We start from the raw sequence: 15,635 nt of genomic DNA, 5'->3' as shown, positions 1-15,635 counted from the left end.
CCCATCGGAGACGGCGACCGTCTTGGCCCGCGATGGAATCGCGCCAATGGAATCCGGTTATCGGTGACGGGGACGCGCGAATTCCAGCAGGCCATCCAGGTCCACCCGCGTGTTGGTGGCGATCGTAGGACCCAATTCGGTGTCAGCCTTTCACGATGACGAGCGCGTCTTGGTCAGACGGTGACGGAAGCGAGCAGCCTCAAGGGGCGTCGCCGACTGCCCGCACCCGGTTCAGGGCAGGTAGGCGAATGTGTCCGGGTGCGGGCCCACGCGGCCCTCGGCACCCCTGTCGAGGGCATCGATCGCCTTGACCTCGTCGGCGGAGAGCTCGAAGTCGAAGAGCTGGAAGTTCTCCTGCATGCGCTGTCGGCGCATCGACTTGGGAAAGACGATGTCACCTCGCTGAATATGCCACCGCAGGATGATCTGCGCACTGGTCCTGCCCCGCTGGGCGGCAATGCCGGCGATCACCTCGTCGTCGAGCACGTTGCCCTGCCCCAGCGGCCCCCAGGCCTCGACCGCGATACCGTGCCGGGCGGAGGCGGCGCGGGCTTCCTCGTTGCGGAAGTAGGGGTGCACCTCGATCTGGTTGACGGCCGGGACGACCCCCGTCTCGCCGATGATCCGCTCCAGGTGATCCGGCTGGAAGTTCGACACCCCGGCCGTGCGCAGTCGGCCGTCGGCGACCAGGCCTGATACAGCCTTCCAAGTGGAGACGTAGTCGCCGCCGTACAGGGTGGGCAGCGGCCAGTGGATCAGGAACAGGTCCAGCTGTTCCAGGCCGAGCTTGGCCAGCGTCTCGTCGAAGGAACGGCGCACGTTATCGGGGCGGTGGTCGCCGGTGTTGAGCTTGCTGGTGACGTACAGTTCCTCCCGCGCGATGCCGGAGGCGGCAATGGCCGCTCCGACACCCTCCTCGTTACCGTACATCTGCGCGGTGTCGATGTGCCGGTAGCCGATCTGCAGCGCCTGATCGACGATCTCGGCGGTCTGCTCGGGCGGAACGAGATAGGTGCCGAACCCGAGCTGCGGGATCTGGGTCTGGTCGTTGAGCGTGATCGTAGGAACCATGATCCCACCGTAACCACATAACGGCAGGTCCAGGGGATCCCTGACAGTACCCCTCACCTGGTGTCGGCGGTGGCGCCCGGTCATGGCCTGGAGGCGTGGACAATCGAGCAGAGATCCGCGCGTTCCTATATCGGGGGATCGTCCACGGTGACCGGCGAGGGGATTGAGCCGGACACCCTTGGGAGAAAGCCCGGGTGCGATGGCGCGTGTCCTGGATGAAGACGAGCTGGTCGGCAACTGGACCCTGCTCGATGATGGGGATTGCGTCTTTGACGCTTACTTGGTCTGTCCCCCTGGATCCCCCAGAGTTCATGCGAACTGAAGGTGCTTCAGGCTGAACTGAGAGGTCTTCACGCACCATGGATGGTTTCAGCCCTTGGGTTCGCCTGAATGCGCGGGATCTTGTTCTTCTGCGGTCGTGGTGAGCAGCTCGCGGGCGGAGGCGGCGTAACGGATGGCGGTCTTGGTGTCGAGGCCAAAGACCGAGGCGAGGTGGAGCAGGTCGCCGCCGCAGGCGAGGGCTTCTTCGAGGATCCGGTCCATGCGCAGTCGTTCCAGGGTGGCGGCCTGCCTGTGGAGGATGAGCGAGGCGCTCTGGCCGCTGGCTGGCGCCGTGGTCGTAGCTGTTATGTGATTGACGAGCAGGTGCGGGTTGGCGGTGTCAGGCCAGCGGGCGGTGCGGCGGCAGAGCCAGTCGAGGAGCGGCCGGTGGGTGAGGTCGTCGAGCAGGCGGGCTCGTCCGGCGATGATGATGCGGCGGCCGCCGAGGTCGACGTCGTCCAGGCGTAGTGCGAGCATGTCGGCCGCGCGGGCGGCATGGACTCCGGCGAGCGCGACCATGACTCGGGCGCGGGGGTCCTGGCGGCCTGGACGGACTCGTCGATGTCGTCGGAGAGCAGTGGCTGCAGGACGCCGTACTGGTGCTGGCCGACTTTGAGGCCGCGGGTGGGATCTTACGTGCTCATCGGTGTGACCCGGCGTGGCCGGCGCCCGCAGCCGCAGCCCGCCCAGGTCGACCTCGTCGCCGGCCAGGCCCCGGTGCGGGAAGGCCTGGTGCCCGTCGGCGGAGACCAGCACGGCTGTGCCGAACTCGTGGCCGAGTTGCACGGCACCGGACAGGAGATCGGCGTGCAGGTGCGTGTCGGCAGCGTACGCAACCGTCAGGCCGCGCCGCTGCGCGGCGGAGTGCAGGGCGCGCAGGTCGCGGCCGGCGTCCACGGCCAAGCCACGGCCATCGCCCAGGTCGACGAGGTAGGCACTGTTGCCCAAGTCCTTCGTCCACCAGCGGTATCAGCTGCTCGTCGGCAACTCCCACGCGGTGCCAGAGGTGGTGGGACGGTATGCCGTCACCTCCACTTTCATCTACAATAATCCATGGATTAATGGAGGATGTAATGGCGGAGACCACCACAGCACAAGCCAAGGCGCAGCTGTATGAGGCGTTCGCGGCCAGCGGCAAGGCGCTGGCCAGTGGAAAGCGCCTGGAGTTGCTCGACCTGCTCGCCCAGGGAGAGCGCACCGTCGAGGCCCTGGCCAAGGCGGCGGGGCTGAATCTGACCACAGCCTCGGCTCATCTGCAGACGCTCAAGCAGGCGGGGTTCGTCGCCGGCCGCCGCGACGGCGTGCGCATCCACTACCGGCTCGCCGGCGACGACGTCGCCCAGCTGTTCGCGCTGCTGCGTAAGGTCGCCGAGAACCACCAGGCCGCCGTCCCCGCGGCGCGGGACGCCTACCTCGGCCAGGGCGGCGCGGCGGAGATCACCCGCCAGGAGCTGCACGCCCGGGTGGAAGCCGGGGAGGTGGTGATGCTGGACGTGCGGCCGGTGGAGGAGTACCTGGCCGGTCACATTCCCGGCGCCGTCTCCATCCCGGTCACCGAACTGGCCGAGCGGATCAACGAGCTGCCCACCGGTACCGAGATCGTCGTGTACTGCCGCGGTGAGTACTGCGTCATGGCCTACGACGCGGTGCGGCTGCTGACCGACCGCGGACTTCGGGCGATCCGCCTGAGCGACGGCATGCTCGAATGGCGCCTGGCCGACATGCCCATCGACGCGGGAGGCCTGGCGTGACCGGCGACCTTGCAGCGCATCCGGGCCTGGCCGGCGGGCCGGTCTACCTGGACTACAACGCCACTACCCCCGTCGACCCGCGCGTGGCCGAGGCGATGGCGCCGCACCTGAGAGACCTGTTCGGTAATCCCTCCAGCAGCCACCTCTACAGTGCCGCGCCGAGGATGGCCCTGGCGGCCGCCCGGGGCCAGGTCGCCGCCCTGATCGGCGCCCGCCCGCACGAGATCGTCTTCACTGCCTCCGGTTCGGAGGCAGACCTGCTCGCCGTGCGCGGCGCGGCCATCGCTTCCGGTCGCCCGCGCCCGCACGTGATCACCCAGGTCACCGAGCACCCGGCCGTGCTTCAGACCTGCCACGCTCTGGAGCGCCTGCACGGCGCCCGCGTGACGATGCTGCCGGTCGACGGCGAGGGGTTGGTGGACCCGGCCGCGCTGGACGCCGCGCTGACCGATCCCTCCCGGTGCGGGTGCGGGCGCAAAACGCCACGGCCGCCGCCGTCGCCTCCTTCCTGGCCACCCACCCGCGCATTAGCCGGGTCCACTACCCGGGCCTGGCCACCGGTGAGGCCAAACGGGTGGTGAACGCGCAGATGCGCGGGGGCGGCGGCATGCTCAGCGCCATCCTGGACGCCACCGCCGAGCAGACCGCCGCGGTCGTCGACCGGCTGCGCCTGTTCGCCATCGCCCCCAGCCTCGGCGGCGTGGAAAGCCTCATCACCCAGCCGATCACCACTACCCACCACGGCCTCGACACGACGGAGCGCGTCCGGCGCGGCATCGCCGACAGCATGATCCGCCTGTCCGTCGGACTGGAGGACGCCGACGACCTCATCGCCGACCTCGCCCAGGCCCTCGACGCCTCCTGACCCCGAAACCACCGCAGTCCGGCGGGCGCGCCCACTCTCCGGGGCGGTCCGGGCCCGCCGGAATCCGGCCTCTCAGCGAAAGAACCACCCTGTGACCAGCACCACCCCAGCCGCCACCACGACATCCCCGCACCCGCAGGCACAGCGCCGCATCCTGACCGTCCTGGTCATCTCCCAGGTCCTCAGCGGCGCCGGCCTGGCCGCCGGCATCACCGTCGGCGCTCTGCTCGCCCAGGACATGCTCGGCTCCACCGGCCTGGCCGGCGTGCCCAGCGCCCTGTTCACCGCCGGCTCCGCCCTCGCTGCCGTCGCCGTCGGCCGCATCTCCCACACTCGCGGCCGCCGCCCCGGCCTGGCCGCCGGATACCTCACCGGAGCCATCGGCAGCGCCGGCATCATCGCCGCCGCCGTCACTGACAACCCCGTCCTGCTGTTCATCTCCCTGTTCGTCTACGGCGCCGGCTCCGCCACCAACCTCCAGGCCCGCTACGCCGGAGCGGACCTGGCCACCCCGGCCCACCGCGGCCGCGCCGTCTCCACCGTCCTGGTCGCCACCACCCTCGGCGGCGTCGTCGGCCCCAACCTCGCCTCCCCCACCGGCGACCTCGCCCACGCCCTGGGCATCCCGCACCTGGCCGGCCCTTTCCTGCTGGCCGGCGCCGCCTACGCGCTGGCCGCCCTCGTGCTGGCCATCTGGCTGCGCCCTGACCCCCTCCTGCTCGCTCGCATCCTCCACACCCAACAGACGGCCGGCACGGACACCGCAACTGCGGGCAGTCAGCCGCAGAAGGCGACCCAGGGACGTGGCCCGGGCGTGCCGCTGGGCGCGCTGATCATGATCCTGACCCAGCTGGTCATGGTCGCGATCATGACGATGACGCCCGTCCACATGCACGACCACGGCCACGGCACCGCCGCCTCCGGCCTCGTCATCGCCATCCACGTCGCCGCGATGTACCTGCCGTCGCCGCTGACCGGCTGGCTTGTCGACCGCTACGGCCGCCTCAAGGTCGCCGCCGCCTCCGGTATCACCCTCCTGGCCGCCGGCATCGCCGCCGCCGCCGCACCCGGCGACTCCGTCGCTCTGCTGGCCCTCGCCCTCGCCCTGCTCGGCCTGGGCTGGAACTTCGGCCTCGTCTCCGGCACCGCGATCATCACCGATGCCGTGCCCTTGGCCAGCCGCGCCACGACCCAAGGCATGGTCGACGTGTCGATCGCCATCGCAGGTGCCATCGGCGGCCTGGCCTCCGGCATCGTCGTCGCCGCCGCCAGCTACCCCCTGCTCGCCCTGGCCGGTGGCATCCTCGCCCTTGCCGTCCTGCCCGCCATCGCCGCCACCGCCAACAGCCGATGAACCACCACCCGCCCCTCACCGATCCCGACCTGACCATCGACGGCACCGGCCTGCTGTGCGTCACCCTCCTGCGGCGCCTGCGCGCCGCCATCGACGGCGCCAAGCCCGGCACCATCGTGCACGTCATCGCCACCGACCCCGCCGCACCCCTCGACCTGCCCGCCTGGTGCCACATCACCGGGCACGACTACCTCGGGCCCGTCCCAAGCGAGCGGCCGGTGTACGCGCTCAGAATCGCCGCCGGTGCACGCCCCACCCAACCGGGCAAACCCTGGCACACGCAGCAGGAATGAATCCGGCTCCTGGCACCGCGCACTCAAGCCCAACATCATTGCTTGGCGCGGGCCAGGCACGCCCGGTTCCGGCTGTTTCGTGCCCAGGTCACAGGCCCGGTGCGCTGCGGACATCGGCGGAAGGGCCGGCGGGGATGCCGTCGAGTTCCAGATGCCGGTTCATGTCGAGCTCGAAGCGTCCGTACAGGTTCAGGTGGGTCCAGAACAGGGCCGACAGGACCCTCCAGTCGACCGGGTGAGCCGTTTTTACCAGGCGGCGCGGCTGTTCGCGATCCTCGTCGAGCTCATGGGGCACGGGCCGGGCTGGGTGCTGGTGGCCGCCGAGTTCGCCGCCGCTGCCGCCGTCGCGGCACCGCTGCGGTTCCGGGCCGGAGCGCGCCGATGATCTGGGCGCAGAAAGCGCTGGTGGAGCTTTTAGTTCGGGCAGGGACAACCGAAACCGAAGTGGCCGGGCGGTGGCCGCTACACGCAGATCCCGGCTCCGGCCGTTGGACGACCACCGCCCGCGGGTCATGGACCGGTGGTTTCTGGGCGGGCCTGCTCTGGCTGCGGGCGATCATGAGCGGTGGTCCCGCCGACCGGGCCGCCGCGACCGGCCGCACCGCGCTGCTCGGCCCCTGGATCGAGGCCGACACCGCGACCCGGGGCCTGATCTTCTGGTACGGCACCGCGTTCGGCATGGCGGGTGGGAACGCCGCGGCGGCGGCGCTTCGCGACCGCGCGGCCCGCGCCTGCCTGGACGCCTACGACCTCGGGCTCGGGCTGGTGCCCTGGGGGGGAGGCGTTCGGCGGTCCCCGCGAGGTGGCTCGGGTCGATGGGCTGCCCGGCCTCCTGCAACTCCTGCGCCTGCAAGGGCCCGGCGGGATCACAGCCGCCCGGAATCAGCTCGAACTGCAGCTCGGGCTGACGACGGGGGAGCGGGAACCGCGCCCGGCCTGGCGGGCGCGGCCGGATGGTACCTGGGCGCACCATTCGGATCCGGCGCCCGGCTGGAGCCGTACGGCGGCCTGGCTGTCCTTGGCGGTCGCCGGCGTCGGCGACGAGGCAGAGCGACGGAAGTTGCTGAGTCATCCCCGGGTGGCCGCTCGGTTCGCGGCGACCTCGCCCGCCGTCCCCCTGGTACGTCCCGGCGGACCACCCGATACCTCGGCCGCCGCGATCGAGGCCGTGGCCGCTCTCAAGCTGGCCGCGCGAGCCTCCGCGACCTGCCCGCAGACAGCGGCCCGGCTGCGGGAGCGGGCCACCGCCGTGCTGCGCGAACTGGTTACGGCGCACCTGCGCGACGGCCGCCTCCTGAACGGGTGCTACGACATCGACCACGGCGTGGCCACCCGCCACGAACTGGTGTGGGGCGACTTCTTCCCGGCTGTGGGTCTGGCGACCCTCACCGGAGTGATCAGCCCCTTCACCTGCTGAGTACCGTGGCCAGCGCCCGGGCGACGGCCTGTTCCGGACGATCCGGCAGCCAGGGACATCGCCAGGCGACGTGGTCGTCGGGACGGACGAGGACGGCGCCGTCGGCCTCGATCCCACAGGCGGTGGCGATGTCCGCGTCGCCCACATGCACCAGCAGGGGTACGCCCTGGGGCACCGACTCTCGCCAGGGGGCTCCGCCCGGCCCGGTGAGCAGGGTGAAGCCGGTGCCGACGAGGTCGAGCGTGGAGATCTCGCGCCCCTCAGGGCGCGTCCACAGGTGGGGAAGACGATGTCCCGGGCGGGCCGAGGGCCGGTAGGCGCAGACCGGATCCGGCAGGTCGGGAGGCGGTGTGCCGTCGGGGACCACCGCCGCGCCGGGGCCGTCGTAGGCATAGCCCAAGACGAGTCCGTCGCTGGGGCGCGAGCGGGGCTGGGGCCCGTCCACGCCCGGGATGACGGCGGTGGATTCCAGCGTCGCGAGCAGGCTGCGACGGCTCTGGGTGACGGTGTCGGCCCCGACGGGGCGCCGCTCGGCCTCGTAGGAGTCGAGCAGTTCGGGCCCCGCCCAGCCCTGCAGGACGGCGGCGAGTTTCCAGGCAAGGTTGTCGGCGTCCTGGATGCCGCAGTTCATCCCGAATCCGCCGTAGGGAGTCATGGGATGTGCTGCGTCTCCGGCCAGGAACACCCGGCCTGCCCGGTAACGGTCGGCCAGCAACGCGGCGGCGGTCCACTCCTGTGTCGCGATCACGTCGATGTCGAGATCCGGTACGGCCGCCGCCTCGTGGATCAGATCAGCGCAGTCGCGGGGGGTCAGGTCGTCGACCGCGCGGCGCGCGGGGTCGTGGACGAGGTTGAACAGCCACCGGCGCCGGTTGTCCACCGTCATGAACGTGCCGGTCAGTGCGGGATTGACGATGGTGTAGATCAGGCTGAGCCGGTCGGCGACGTGTGGGCGCAGGTCGGCTTCGAACAGGATGTTGAGATTGCGGCTCAGGGCGGGGTCGCCGGACATGGCGATGCCAAGCTCGCGTCGTACGAAACTGCCGGCGCCGTCGGCGGCGATGACATAGGCGGTACGGAGGGTCGATGTCTGTCCGTCGGCGTCGCGCAGCCACGCGGTCACCCCCCGCTCGTCCTGCTCCAACGCGATCAGTTCCTGGCCGAAGTGCACCCAGCCGGGGCCGAGCGACTCGGCGTGCTCACGCAGCAGCGGCTCCAGCACGTCTTGGGAGCAGACCGCGGTGAAGGCAGGGCTGAAGGCCGCCCGCGCCGGGTCGGGCAGGTTGCTGTTACGGATGTGATCGGCGCAAGTCAGGGAGGTGCCGAAGAAGAAGTGCAGGCTCTCCTCGCGGGGCACTCCGGCCGCCAGCACGGCCTCCTCCAGGCCGTAGCGGCGCAGCACCTCCATGGTGCGGACGCTGAGCGCCCGCCCCTTGGGGAAGGCCGAGGTGGCCGCATGCCGCTCGACGAGCAGCGAGGGCACACCGAACCCGGACAGCGCGATCGACGCGCACAGGCCGACCGGTCCGCCGCCGACGATGAGCACGGGAACGTCCACGTGCCTCCTTCCAGAAAAAGGGGTGGCGGGGCGGCTCGTACGGAACCGCCCCGCACGATCGGTCAGCCCAGGGCCGCGGCCAGCGCGTCGGCGTTGGCCCGGTACACGGCGAGCAGATCCAGCCCCTGGTCGGGGAAGTCGTTGATGACCACACGCTTGGCCTCGACACCCGCAAGGGCGTCCCCGCCGGGCATGGCGGAGTTGTCGAGCACCAATTGGGGCTTCTTGCCGGCCAGCTCGGAGATCTGGTCGGCGGTGGGCGGCTGCGGGCCGAACACCCCGGCGGGCTGGGCGCCGGCCAGGTCGGCGGCCCAGGCCACGAACGCCTGCGAGACGATCACCCGCGCGGTGCCCTTGGTGGCAGCGGTGACCTTCTCCTTCAACGCGGTGTACTCGGTGTCGAAGGCCGCGGTCCACGCCTCGGCGGCCTGGGCGGTGCCGAACTCACCGCCCAGGCGCCGCACCTCGGCCTTGACCTTGTCGGGGGCGTTGTCCAGGGAGACCTCGATCAGCTTGGCCTTGGACCCGGCGGCCTCCTTGAGCTTGCCGGCGAAGCCCTCGAAGGCGGCGTACAGCACCACGTCGGCCTCGGCCACTTTCGCCAAATCCGACGGCTTGGGGTCGTAGTCGGCGGCGTGGTGCACGCCGGGTGGGACGATCACCGTGATGTCGGTCGCGCCCGCGGCCTTGGCGAACCCCGCCTCCCAGGTGGAGGCGGCGACCACCTTCAAGCCGCCGGGCGAGGCGGAGGGAGCGGCCGAGGAGGCATCTTCGGTGTTTCCGCAGGCGGCCATGGTCAGAGCGGCGACGGCCGCCAGGGCGGCGAGACGGAATCGGCGCAAGATGATCATTTCGTGAGGATCCTTTCCGGGATCGAATAGAGAAGGACGGTGCAGATCCCGCCGACCAGCACCAGCACCGGGCCTGGTGGGAAGTCGAAGAGCAAGGCGAGGCAGAAGCCGCCCAGGTTGAAAGCAGTCCCACGATGAACACTCCGACGATCGGCAGCGCCACCGAACCGAGCAGCAGCGCCACCAGGGCCAGCCGGACCGAGGGAATCTCCAGCAGCGTCCAGATCGAGTTCACCGGACCTCCCGCAGCCGCCCGGCGGCCATCTCGGCCACCCGCCCGCATGCCTGGGCGACCACCCGGTCATGGGTGACCACCACCACGCTCACCGCCAGCCCGGCCAGCACGCCGGCGACCTGCTCCTGACCGGCGAAGTCCAGGGCCGCGGTCGGCTCGTCGGCCAGCACCAGTCCCGCCCCGGCCGCGACCTGTCCCAGCGCCCGCGCCAGATAGGCGCGCTGCAGCTGGCCACCCGACAGGGTGGCGAGCGGGCGCTCCAGCAGGGCGGCCACCCCCAGGTCCTCGGCCGCGGCGAACGCCCGCTCGGCGTGTCCGCCGCTGGCCAGCAGCTCGCGCACCAGCAGTGGGAAGCGTCCGGCCGCTTGGCGCTGCGGGATCCAGGCGACCTCGGAGCGGCGGCGGGCCCAGTCGGCCGGCGTGCGCGCCCGCCGTCCCGAGACCTCGATCACCCCGGAGACCTCGCGATGCAGTCCGAGCAGCGCGCGCAGCAGCGTGCTCTTGCCCGAGCCGTTGGTGCCGGTGATGGCCAGATGCTCGCCGGGGGCGAGCGCCAGGTCGACGGCGTTCACCGCGAGGAGCCTGCCGTGCCGGCAGCTCACGGCGGACAGGCGTAGACCGGCGGCGCTCGCCGGGGAATCGGAGAGGGGAATGGGGACGGGCATGGGCGTACTCCGGTTGGGGGTAGAGGCACGGCGGCAGCCGGGCGGACCGGTCCGCCCGGGAGGGCATCGTGAGGAGACGGGACCGCCCGTGGGGGGCAGCCCGTGAAGGGGGAGCGGCTCAGCCGCGGATCGGCAGTGGCGGGGCCCGCCCGCTGAGCGCGTACCGCAGTAACGCGGATCGCAGCAGCGGCGGGGCGGGGGAGCTCGTGAGCCATGGACGGGCGGGTGCGGCCGTCTGGCCGCACCGGACCCTCAGCAGCCGGCACAGCCGGACGGCGAGGCGGCGCAGCACCGCCCAGAGCGCGGCCTCGCCACGAGCCAGCCACAGCGCGGCCAGCGCTCCCGCCCAGCCGTGCGTCACCACCATGCCCAGCCCGGGGACCAACCCCGAATGCGCGTGCCCGCCGGCCTCGGCCAGCGGCGCGATGAGGTGAACCGTGGAGAAGAGCAGGTGCAGCGCCACCTGCGTGCCTGCCAGCAACGGCCAGATCACGCCCAGGCCGCGCTCGCCGCCGGTCGCGGGCAGCGCCGCCAGGAACGCCAGCGCCAAGGCGCACGCCGCCGCCGGTGCGGAGACGACGCCCCCGCCGGACACGTGTGCGAGCACGCCGAGCCCCAGGCACACCACGGCGAAGGCCGCGGCGCGGGCGAGACGTAACGTCAGGTGCGCGGGCATGGCCGGCGGATCACTCCGCGCCGCCGGGACGGCCTCGGCGAGAGGCCTGCAACCAGATGCCCGCGCCGATGGCCACGATCGCGGCGAGTGCGACCCAGATCCAGCCCGGCAGGCTCCCGGCGTTCTCCTGCTCGCCGGTGGCGGAAACGGGGCCAGGCGAAACGGGCTGCGCGACCACCGGTGCGGACGCTGAAGCCGTCGGCTCCGGCACCGGTGTGGTCGCGACGGTCGATGCGGCCTTCGCGGGCGGTGTCGCCGGGGCGGTCACGGTGAAGGGAGTCTCCCCCTCGATCGGGTGGCCGTCGGAGGAGACCACCCGCCAGGCGATCACATAGTCACCCGGGGCCAGGGGCGCCGGAACATCGGAGGTGACCGTGTCACCTGCGACCTTCGCTTTGCCGATGTCGATGATCGTGTCGCTCGCCGTGCGCAGCGCGACCGCCGGGAAGCGGACCTGAGAGCTGAACTCCAGCTTGATCCGTTCGACGGCGGAGACCTTGGCATCCTTGGCGGGAGAGCTGCTCTTGAGGCGGTCGTGGGCGAGCGCGGCGGGTGCGCCGAGCAGGACGAATATGGCGCAACACAGGGCGGTGACAACGGTCGTGCGGACAGATCGTGGCAGGGACGCCATCGTGGACTCCAGAAGGAACCTCCGGCCGTGCCCTCGGCACGGACCGGCGAAACGGAAGGAACGCCTCCAGTGAAAAAAGGAGGGCGTCTGGTCACGGGGGCACGCCGCCCTCCGGACCCTTCCTTCAGGTCCTTCAGCCGGCGTGTCGCGGTATGGGCGGGCCGCGCCGCCGCAGCACCGGCAGGATTTCCCAGCCGCCGTACGGCCGGACATCGGCGGCCGGAACGGCCCGCCACACCGGCGGCGTCACCTCGGCGGGGACGGCGAACAACAGCCGGATCAGCGGCCTCGGCCCGCCGTACAGGCGGATCATCAGCCACAGGGCGCTCTCGCCGCGGTGCAGCCACCATCCGGTGCCCAGCGCCACTGCGAGATGGATCACCGTCATGCCCAGGCCGGAATGGCCGTGCTCAGCGGAGAACATCGCCTGCGGTGCGGGCGCGGCGCGATTGAACAGCTCATGCAGCAGGATCTGCGCGCCGGTGGTCGCGCCGAGCACGACCTCCACACCGCGCTCGCGCCCGTTGAGCGCGTACGCCACGCAAAAGGCGATCAGTGCGCCCAGAACGGCCAGGTGCGGCGGGATCAGGCCGCCCCCGGCCAGCGCGTGGCCGCCCGCGGAGACCACGAGGCACATCGTCGCGAAGACGATGGCTCGTGGCACGCGCAGCGCCGACGCCGTAGGGGTCACAAAGGACATCCTGTCAGCCGGGTGGCTCGCCGAGAAGACCGGGACAGCGGATCATGCCTCAGGCCGTCGCGGCCGGGTGCGTGAATCTCATACCCGGGCACACGTGGGAACGGCTCCCGCCGTTCACCCGAAACGCGGGACGGTCATGCGAAGAGCGCCTCGTGTTCCACGGCGGCCGTGCGTGTGGAGCCGGATCGCGTGCCGCCCGGGACCGCACGCACGGTACGCGCGGCGGTCCCGGACGCCGTTGCAACGATCATTGAACGAGCCGGTCGAGGTCTTGTCGTTAATGGTGGTTGTGCGAACATGGTCGGCGTAGGCGACGGCGGAACGAGGAAACCGGTGTGAATCCGGTGCGGTCCCGCCACTGTGATCGGCGAGTGAATCCCGAACAGGCCACTGCCCGCGTGCGGGTGGGAAGGCCGGGAGGAGCATCGACCCGAGAGCCAGGAGACTCACGCTGTCGCCTCCTCACGAAATGGGGCGGATCTCCCCAAGAGTGGTGCTGGGCGTACGGGTGCCCGCAGGGGTGGAGTCACTGGCCCGTCAGCTGTACCCGGACCGTTTCGCGTGACCCGGATCGCTCCATCTCTGAGCGGCGATGAGCCGCGCCGGGTGGCGCCGTTGGGGGAGCGACAGCCGGCGGCCGAGTCGTTAAGATCTCAGACGTGGATGGTTCGCCCGCCTCCTCCGGGAGGCAGGCGTCGTAAGAGGGAACCCGGTGGGAATCCGGGACTGCCCCGCAGCGGTAAGCAGGAACGACCGCCGTCATGAGCACTGGGCCTATGCCTGGGAAGCGACGGCCAGTAGGTCATGCCTCAGGCATGGTGCCCGCGAGTCCGAAGACCTGCCTCCACCCGCGCGCCACTCGGCGCGTGGTGGTCCGCGGCCTCGTGGGAGGGCCTGGGACGCGCTCGCCGGGGGCTCGCTCCGCGTGCGCTTCTTTCTCCTGCCTGGCCGCATGCTGGCGAGACGAGGGAAGTTGCCATGAGGACGACCATTTTGGGCTATCCGCGCATCGGCGCGCATCGGGAGCTCAAATTCGCCACCGAGGATTTCTGGGCCGGCAAGATCGGTGCCGACGAGCTGGAGGCGACCGCCGCATCGCTGCGCGGCTCGGTCTGGACCGAACTGCGTGACGCGGGCCTCGACACGATCCCGTCGAACACGTTCTCGTTCTACGACCAGGTGCTCGACACCACGGTCATGGTCGACGCCGTGCCCGGGCGTTATCGGAGCCTCGCCGGGCTCGACCGGTATTTCGCCATGGCGCGAGGCACCGCCGAGCTTCCGCCGCTGGAGATGACCAAGTGGTTTGACACCAACTACCACTACATCGTCCCCGAGTTGGCGCTGGACACCCGGTTCCAGCTGGCCGGCGGCTCGGCCGCCAAACCCATGGCCGAGTATCTGGAGGCCAGGAAGCTGGGAATCGAGACGCGGCCCGTGCTCGTCGGTCCGCTCACGTATCTCCTGCTGGCCAAGCCCACGCCGAACTCGCCTGAGGAATTCACCCCGCTCGACCTGCTGGACTCCCTGGTGGAAACCTATGCCGAGCTGCTGGAACGGCTGGCGGGCGCGGGCGCGCAGTGGGTGCAGTTCGACGAGCCGGTCCTGGCCCGAGACCTCGGAGCCCGGGAGATCGACGCGCTCGGGCGGGCATACCGGCGGCTTGGCAGCCTGCCCAGCCGTCCGAAGATCCTGCTCGCCACGTACTTCGGCGCCGTCACCGCGGAGTCGCTGCGGGTGATCGCCTCCACCGAGGTCGAGGCGATCGGGCTCGACTTCGTCGCCGGGCCCGGCAACCTGGACGCGGTGGCCTCGGCCAGCGGGCTGGCCCGCAAGACCGTGGTCGCCGGCGTGGTCGACGGCAGGAACGTGTGGCGCGCCGACCTGGCACGGGTGAAGTCGACCTACGCGGTCCTGCTCGGGTTCGCCGACAAGGTGGAGCTGAGCAGTTCCTGTTCGCTGCTGCACGTCCCGGTCGACCTCGACAGCGAGACGGCGCTGGACCCGGCGGTCCGGGCGCGGCTGGCGTTCGCCCGGCAGAAGGTCGCCGAGCTGGTCGGTCTCGCCGCCGACCTGCGGTCGGAGGATCCGTCGGCCGCGCCGCTCCCCGTCGTACCGGCCGACCCCGACGTCCGGGCCCGGCTGGAGGCTCTCGGTGACGCGCAGCGGGCCGATCGGGCGGTCCGGTTCGCGGCACAGCGGGCCAAGCTGGGGCTGCCCGAGCTGGCCACGACGACGATCGGCTCGTTCCCGCAGACCGCGCAGATCCGCAAAGCCCGCGCCGACCACAAGGCGGGACGGACCGACGAGAACGCCTACGTCGAGGCGATGCGCGCCGAGATCGCCCGCGTGATCAAGCTTCAGGAAGAGCTCGGACTGGACGTGCTCGTCCACGGCGAGCCCGAGCGCAACGACATGGTCCAGTACTTCGCCGAGCAGCTCGATGGCTACGCCGCCACCGACTACGGCTGGGTTCAGTCCTACGGCTCCCGCTGCGTGCGCCCGCCGATCCTGCATGGCGACCTCTCCCGCCCCAAGCCGATGACGGTGGAGTGGACCGCCTATGCCCAGTCCCTCACACCCAAGCCGGTCAAGGGCATGCTCACCGGGCCGGTGACGATGCTGGCCTGGTCATTCGTCCGCGACGACCAGCCCTTGGCGCAGACCGCTCGCCAGGTCGCCCTCGCGCTCCGTGACGAGATCACAGATTTGGAGGCCGCCGGGATCGGGATCATCCAGGTGGACGAGCCGGCACTGCGCGAGCTCCTGCCGCTCCGCAAGGCCGACCAGGAGGTCTATCTGGCCTGGGCGGTCCGGGCGTTCCGGCTGGCCACCTCCGGCGCCGCCGACTCCACCCAGATCCACACCCACATGTGCTATTCGGAGTTCGGCGAGATCATCAGCCCGATCGCCGACCTGGACGCCGACGTCACCAGCGTCGAGGCCGCCCGCTCCCACATGGAGCTGTTGCCCTACCTGACCGAGGTCGGCTACGCCAACGGCATCGGTCCCGGCGTCTACGACATCCACTCGCCGCGTGTCCCGACCGCCGAAGAGATCGAGGACAACCTGCGCAACGCCCTCCAGGCCGTCCCGGCTGACCGTTTGTGGGTCAACCCTGACTGCGGGCTGAAGACCCGCGGCTACCCTGAGACGCAAGCTGCCCTGGCCAACATGGTCGCCGCCGCCCGGACAGTCCGGGCGACTGTCTGATCAGTGCCGCCTCCCGGCCCGAAGCCCTGCTTCG

General features: G+C 71.1%; 16 protein-coding genes and 2 riboswitches. Of the genes, 8 read left to right on the top strand and 8 right to left on the bottom strand.

Going from position 1 to position 15,635, the window contains the following annotated elements:
* Positions 1-231: 231 nt before the first annotated feature.
* Together ABT061_RS25455 and ABT061_RS25450 are read right to left on the bottom strand one after the other, a co-directional pair.
* Positions 232-1,071, bottom strand: coding sequence for an aldo/keto reductase (locus tag ABT061_RS25455; RefSeq protein WP_350922278.1), 840 nt, complete (start codon positions 1,069-1,071; stop codon positions 232-234).
* Positions 1,072-1,440: 369 nt separating this feature from the next.
* Positions 1,441-2,340, bottom strand: coding sequence for an MBL fold metallo-hydrolase (locus tag ABT061_RS25450; protein ID WP_350922276.1), 900 nt, complete (start codon positions 2,338-2,340; stop codon positions 1,441-1,443).
* Positions 2,341-2,465: 125 nt separating this feature from the next.
* Here ABT061_RS25450 and ABT061_RS25445 point away from each other — a divergent pair, with 125 nt between their 5' ends.
* The 7 genes from ABT061_RS25445 to ABT061_RS25415 all read left to right on the top strand — a co-directional run bounded on the left by ABT061_RS25445 (position 2,466) and on the right by ABT061_RS25415 (position 7,072).
* Positions 2,466-3,143 carry an ArsR/SmtB family transcription factor gene (locus ABT061_RS25445; RefSeq protein ID WP_350922273.1) on the top strand — a complete coding sequence of 226 codons (678 nt, stop codon included), beginning with the start codon at positions 2,466-2,468 and terminating at the stop codon, positions 3,141-3,143.
* Positions 3,140-3,724 carry an aminotransferase class V-fold PLP-dependent enzyme gene (locus ABT061_RS25440; protein ID WP_350922271.1) on the top strand — a complete coding sequence of 195 codons (585 nt, stop codon included), beginning with the start codon at positions 3,140-3,142 and terminating at the stop codon, positions 3,722-3,724. Before ABT061_RS25445 ends, ABT061_RS25440 begins: the two co-directional genes overlap by 4 nt.
* Positions 3,610-4,008 carry a PLP-dependent transferase gene (locus tag ABT061_RS25435; RefSeq protein WP_350922268.1) on the top strand — a complete coding sequence of 133 codons (399 nt, stop codon included), beginning with the start codon at positions 3,610-3,612 and terminating at the stop codon, positions 4,006-4,008. The genes ABT061_RS25440 and ABT061_RS25435 overlap by 115 nt, the downstream gene beginning before the upstream one ends.
* 91 nt (positions 4,009-4,099) lie before the next feature.
* On the top strand, positions 4,100-5,362 hold the full coding sequence (locus ABT061_RS25430) for an MFS transporter (RefSeq protein WP_350922266.1): 1,263 nt from the start codon (positions 4,100-4,102) through the stop codon (positions 5,360-5,362).
* The gene (locus ABT061_RS25425; protein WP_350922264.1) at positions 5,359-5,655 is read left to right on the top strand and encodes a sulfurtransferase TusA family protein; all 297 of its coding nucleotides are present in this window, start codon (positions 5,359-5,361) and stop codon (positions 5,653-5,655) included. The genes ABT061_RS25430 and ABT061_RS25425 overlap by 4 nt, the downstream gene beginning before the upstream one ends.
* 235 nt (positions 5,656-5,890) lie before the next feature.
* Positions 5,891-6,040 (top strand): hypothetical protein, encoded by a 150-nt coding sequence (locus ABT061_RS25420; RefSeq protein WP_350922261.1) that lies wholly within the window; start codon positions 5,891-5,893, stop codon positions 6,038-6,040.
* Positions 6,041-6,457: 417 nt separating this feature from the next.
* Complete coding sequence (locus ABT061_RS25415; protein ID WP_350922259.1) at positions 6,458-7,072, top strand: hypothetical protein; 615 nt, start codon at positions 6,458-6,460, stop codon at positions 7,070-7,072.
* Here the strand turns inward: ABT061_RS25415 and ABT061_RS25410 are convergent.
* The 6 genes from ABT061_RS25410 to ABT061_RS25385 all read right to left on the bottom strand — a co-directional run bounded on the left by ABT061_RS25410 (position 7,062) and on the right by ABT061_RS25385 (position 12,379).
* Entirely contained in the window at positions 7,062-8,630 is a 1,569-nt protein-coding gene (locus ABT061_RS25410) for an FAD-dependent monooxygenase (protein WP_350922257.1), read from the bottom strand. The genes ABT061_RS25415 and ABT061_RS25410 overlap by 11 nt on opposite strands.
* A gap of 62 nt (positions 8,631-8,692) precedes the next feature.
* Complete coding sequence (locus tag ABT061_RS25405) at positions 8,693-9,481, bottom strand: metal ABC transporter solute-binding protein, Zn/Mn family (RefSeq protein WP_350922254.1); 789 nt, start codon at positions 9,479-9,481, stop codon at positions 8,693-8,695.
* 231 nt (positions 9,482-9,712) lie between these two features.
* Positions 9,713-10,381, bottom strand: coding sequence for a metal ABC transporter ATP-binding protein (locus ABT061_RS25400; protein WP_350922252.1), 669 nt, complete (start codon positions 10,379-10,381; stop codon positions 9,713-9,715).
* A gap of 118 nt (positions 10,382-10,499) precedes the next feature.
* Positions 10,500-11,057, bottom strand: coding sequence for an MFS transporter (locus ABT061_RS25395; RefSeq protein ID WP_350922250.1), 558 nt, complete (start codon positions 11,055-11,057; stop codon positions 10,500-10,502).
* A gap of 10 nt (positions 11,058-11,067) precedes the next feature.
* A complete protein-coding gene (locus ABT061_RS25390) occupies positions 11,068-11,688 on the bottom strand; it encodes a copper resistance CopC family protein (protein WP_350922248.1) in 621 nt (206 codons plus the stop codon).
* Positions 11,689-11,821: 133 nt separating this feature from the next.
* On the bottom strand, positions 11,822-12,379 hold the full coding sequence (locus tag ABT061_RS25385; RefSeq protein WP_350922246.1) for a hypothetical protein: 558 nt from the start codon (positions 12,377-12,379) through the stop codon (positions 11,822-11,824).
* Positions 12,380-12,669: 290 nt separating this feature from the next.
* Positions 12,670-12,856: riboswitch (cobalamin riboswitch) on the top strand.
* 178 nt (positions 12,857-13,034) lie between these two features.
* Positions 13,035-13,248: riboswitch (cobalamin riboswitch) on the top strand.
* A 118-nt stretch (positions 13,249-13,366) separates the two neighbouring features.
* On the opposite strand from ABT061_RS25385, the gene metE reads away from it, so the two are divergent.
* Entirely contained in the window at positions 13,367-15,601 is a 2,235-nt protein-coding gene (gene metE / locus ABT061_RS25380; protein ID WP_350922243.1) for a 5-methyltetrahydropteroyltriglutamate--homocysteine S-methyltransferase, read from the top strand.
* Positions 15,602-15,635 lie beyond the last annotated feature (34 nt).

The organism is Streptosporangium sp. NPDC002544 (genome assembly GCF_040295965.1).
In the GTDB taxonomy this organism is placed as follows: Bacteria; Actinomycetota; Actinomycetes; order Streptosporangiales; family Streptosporangiaceae; genus Streptosporangium.
The sequence above is the reverse complement of the archived record's forward strand: the minus strand, read 5'-3'. Positions and strand labels throughout refer to the sequence as shown.

Coding starts and splice junctions, on each gene's coding strand:
- metE (WP_350922243.1), top strand. CDS start 13,367: ATGAGGACGACCATTTTGGGCTATCCGCGCATCGGCGCGCATCGGGAG.
- ABT061_RS25455 (WP_350922278.1), bottom strand. CDS start 1,071: ATGGTTCCTACGATCACGCTCAACGACCAGACCCAGATCCCGCAGCTC.
- ABT061_RS25445 (WP_350922273.1), top strand. CDS start 2,466: ATGGCGGAGACCACCACAGCACAAGCCAAGGCGCAGCTGTATGAGGCG.
- ABT061_RS25405 (WP_350922254.1), bottom strand. CDS start 9,481: ATGATCATCTTGCGCCGATTCCGTCTCGCCGCCCTGGCGGCCGTCGCC.
- ABT061_RS25390 (WP_350922248.1), bottom strand. CDS start 11,688: ATGGCGTCCCTGCCACGATCTGTCCGCACGACCGTTGTCACCGCCCTG.
- ABT061_RS25400 (WP_350922252.1), bottom strand. CDS start 10,381: ATGCCCGTCCCCATTCCCCTCTCCGATTCCCCGGCGAGCGCCGCCGGT.
- ABT061_RS25395 (WP_350922250.1), bottom strand. CDS start 11,057: ATGCCCGCGCACCTGACGTTACGTCTCGCCCGCGCCGCGGCCTTCGCC.
- ABT061_RS25425 (WP_350922264.1), top strand. CDS start 5,359: ATGAACCACCACCCGCCCCTCACCGATCCCGACCTGACCATCGACGGC.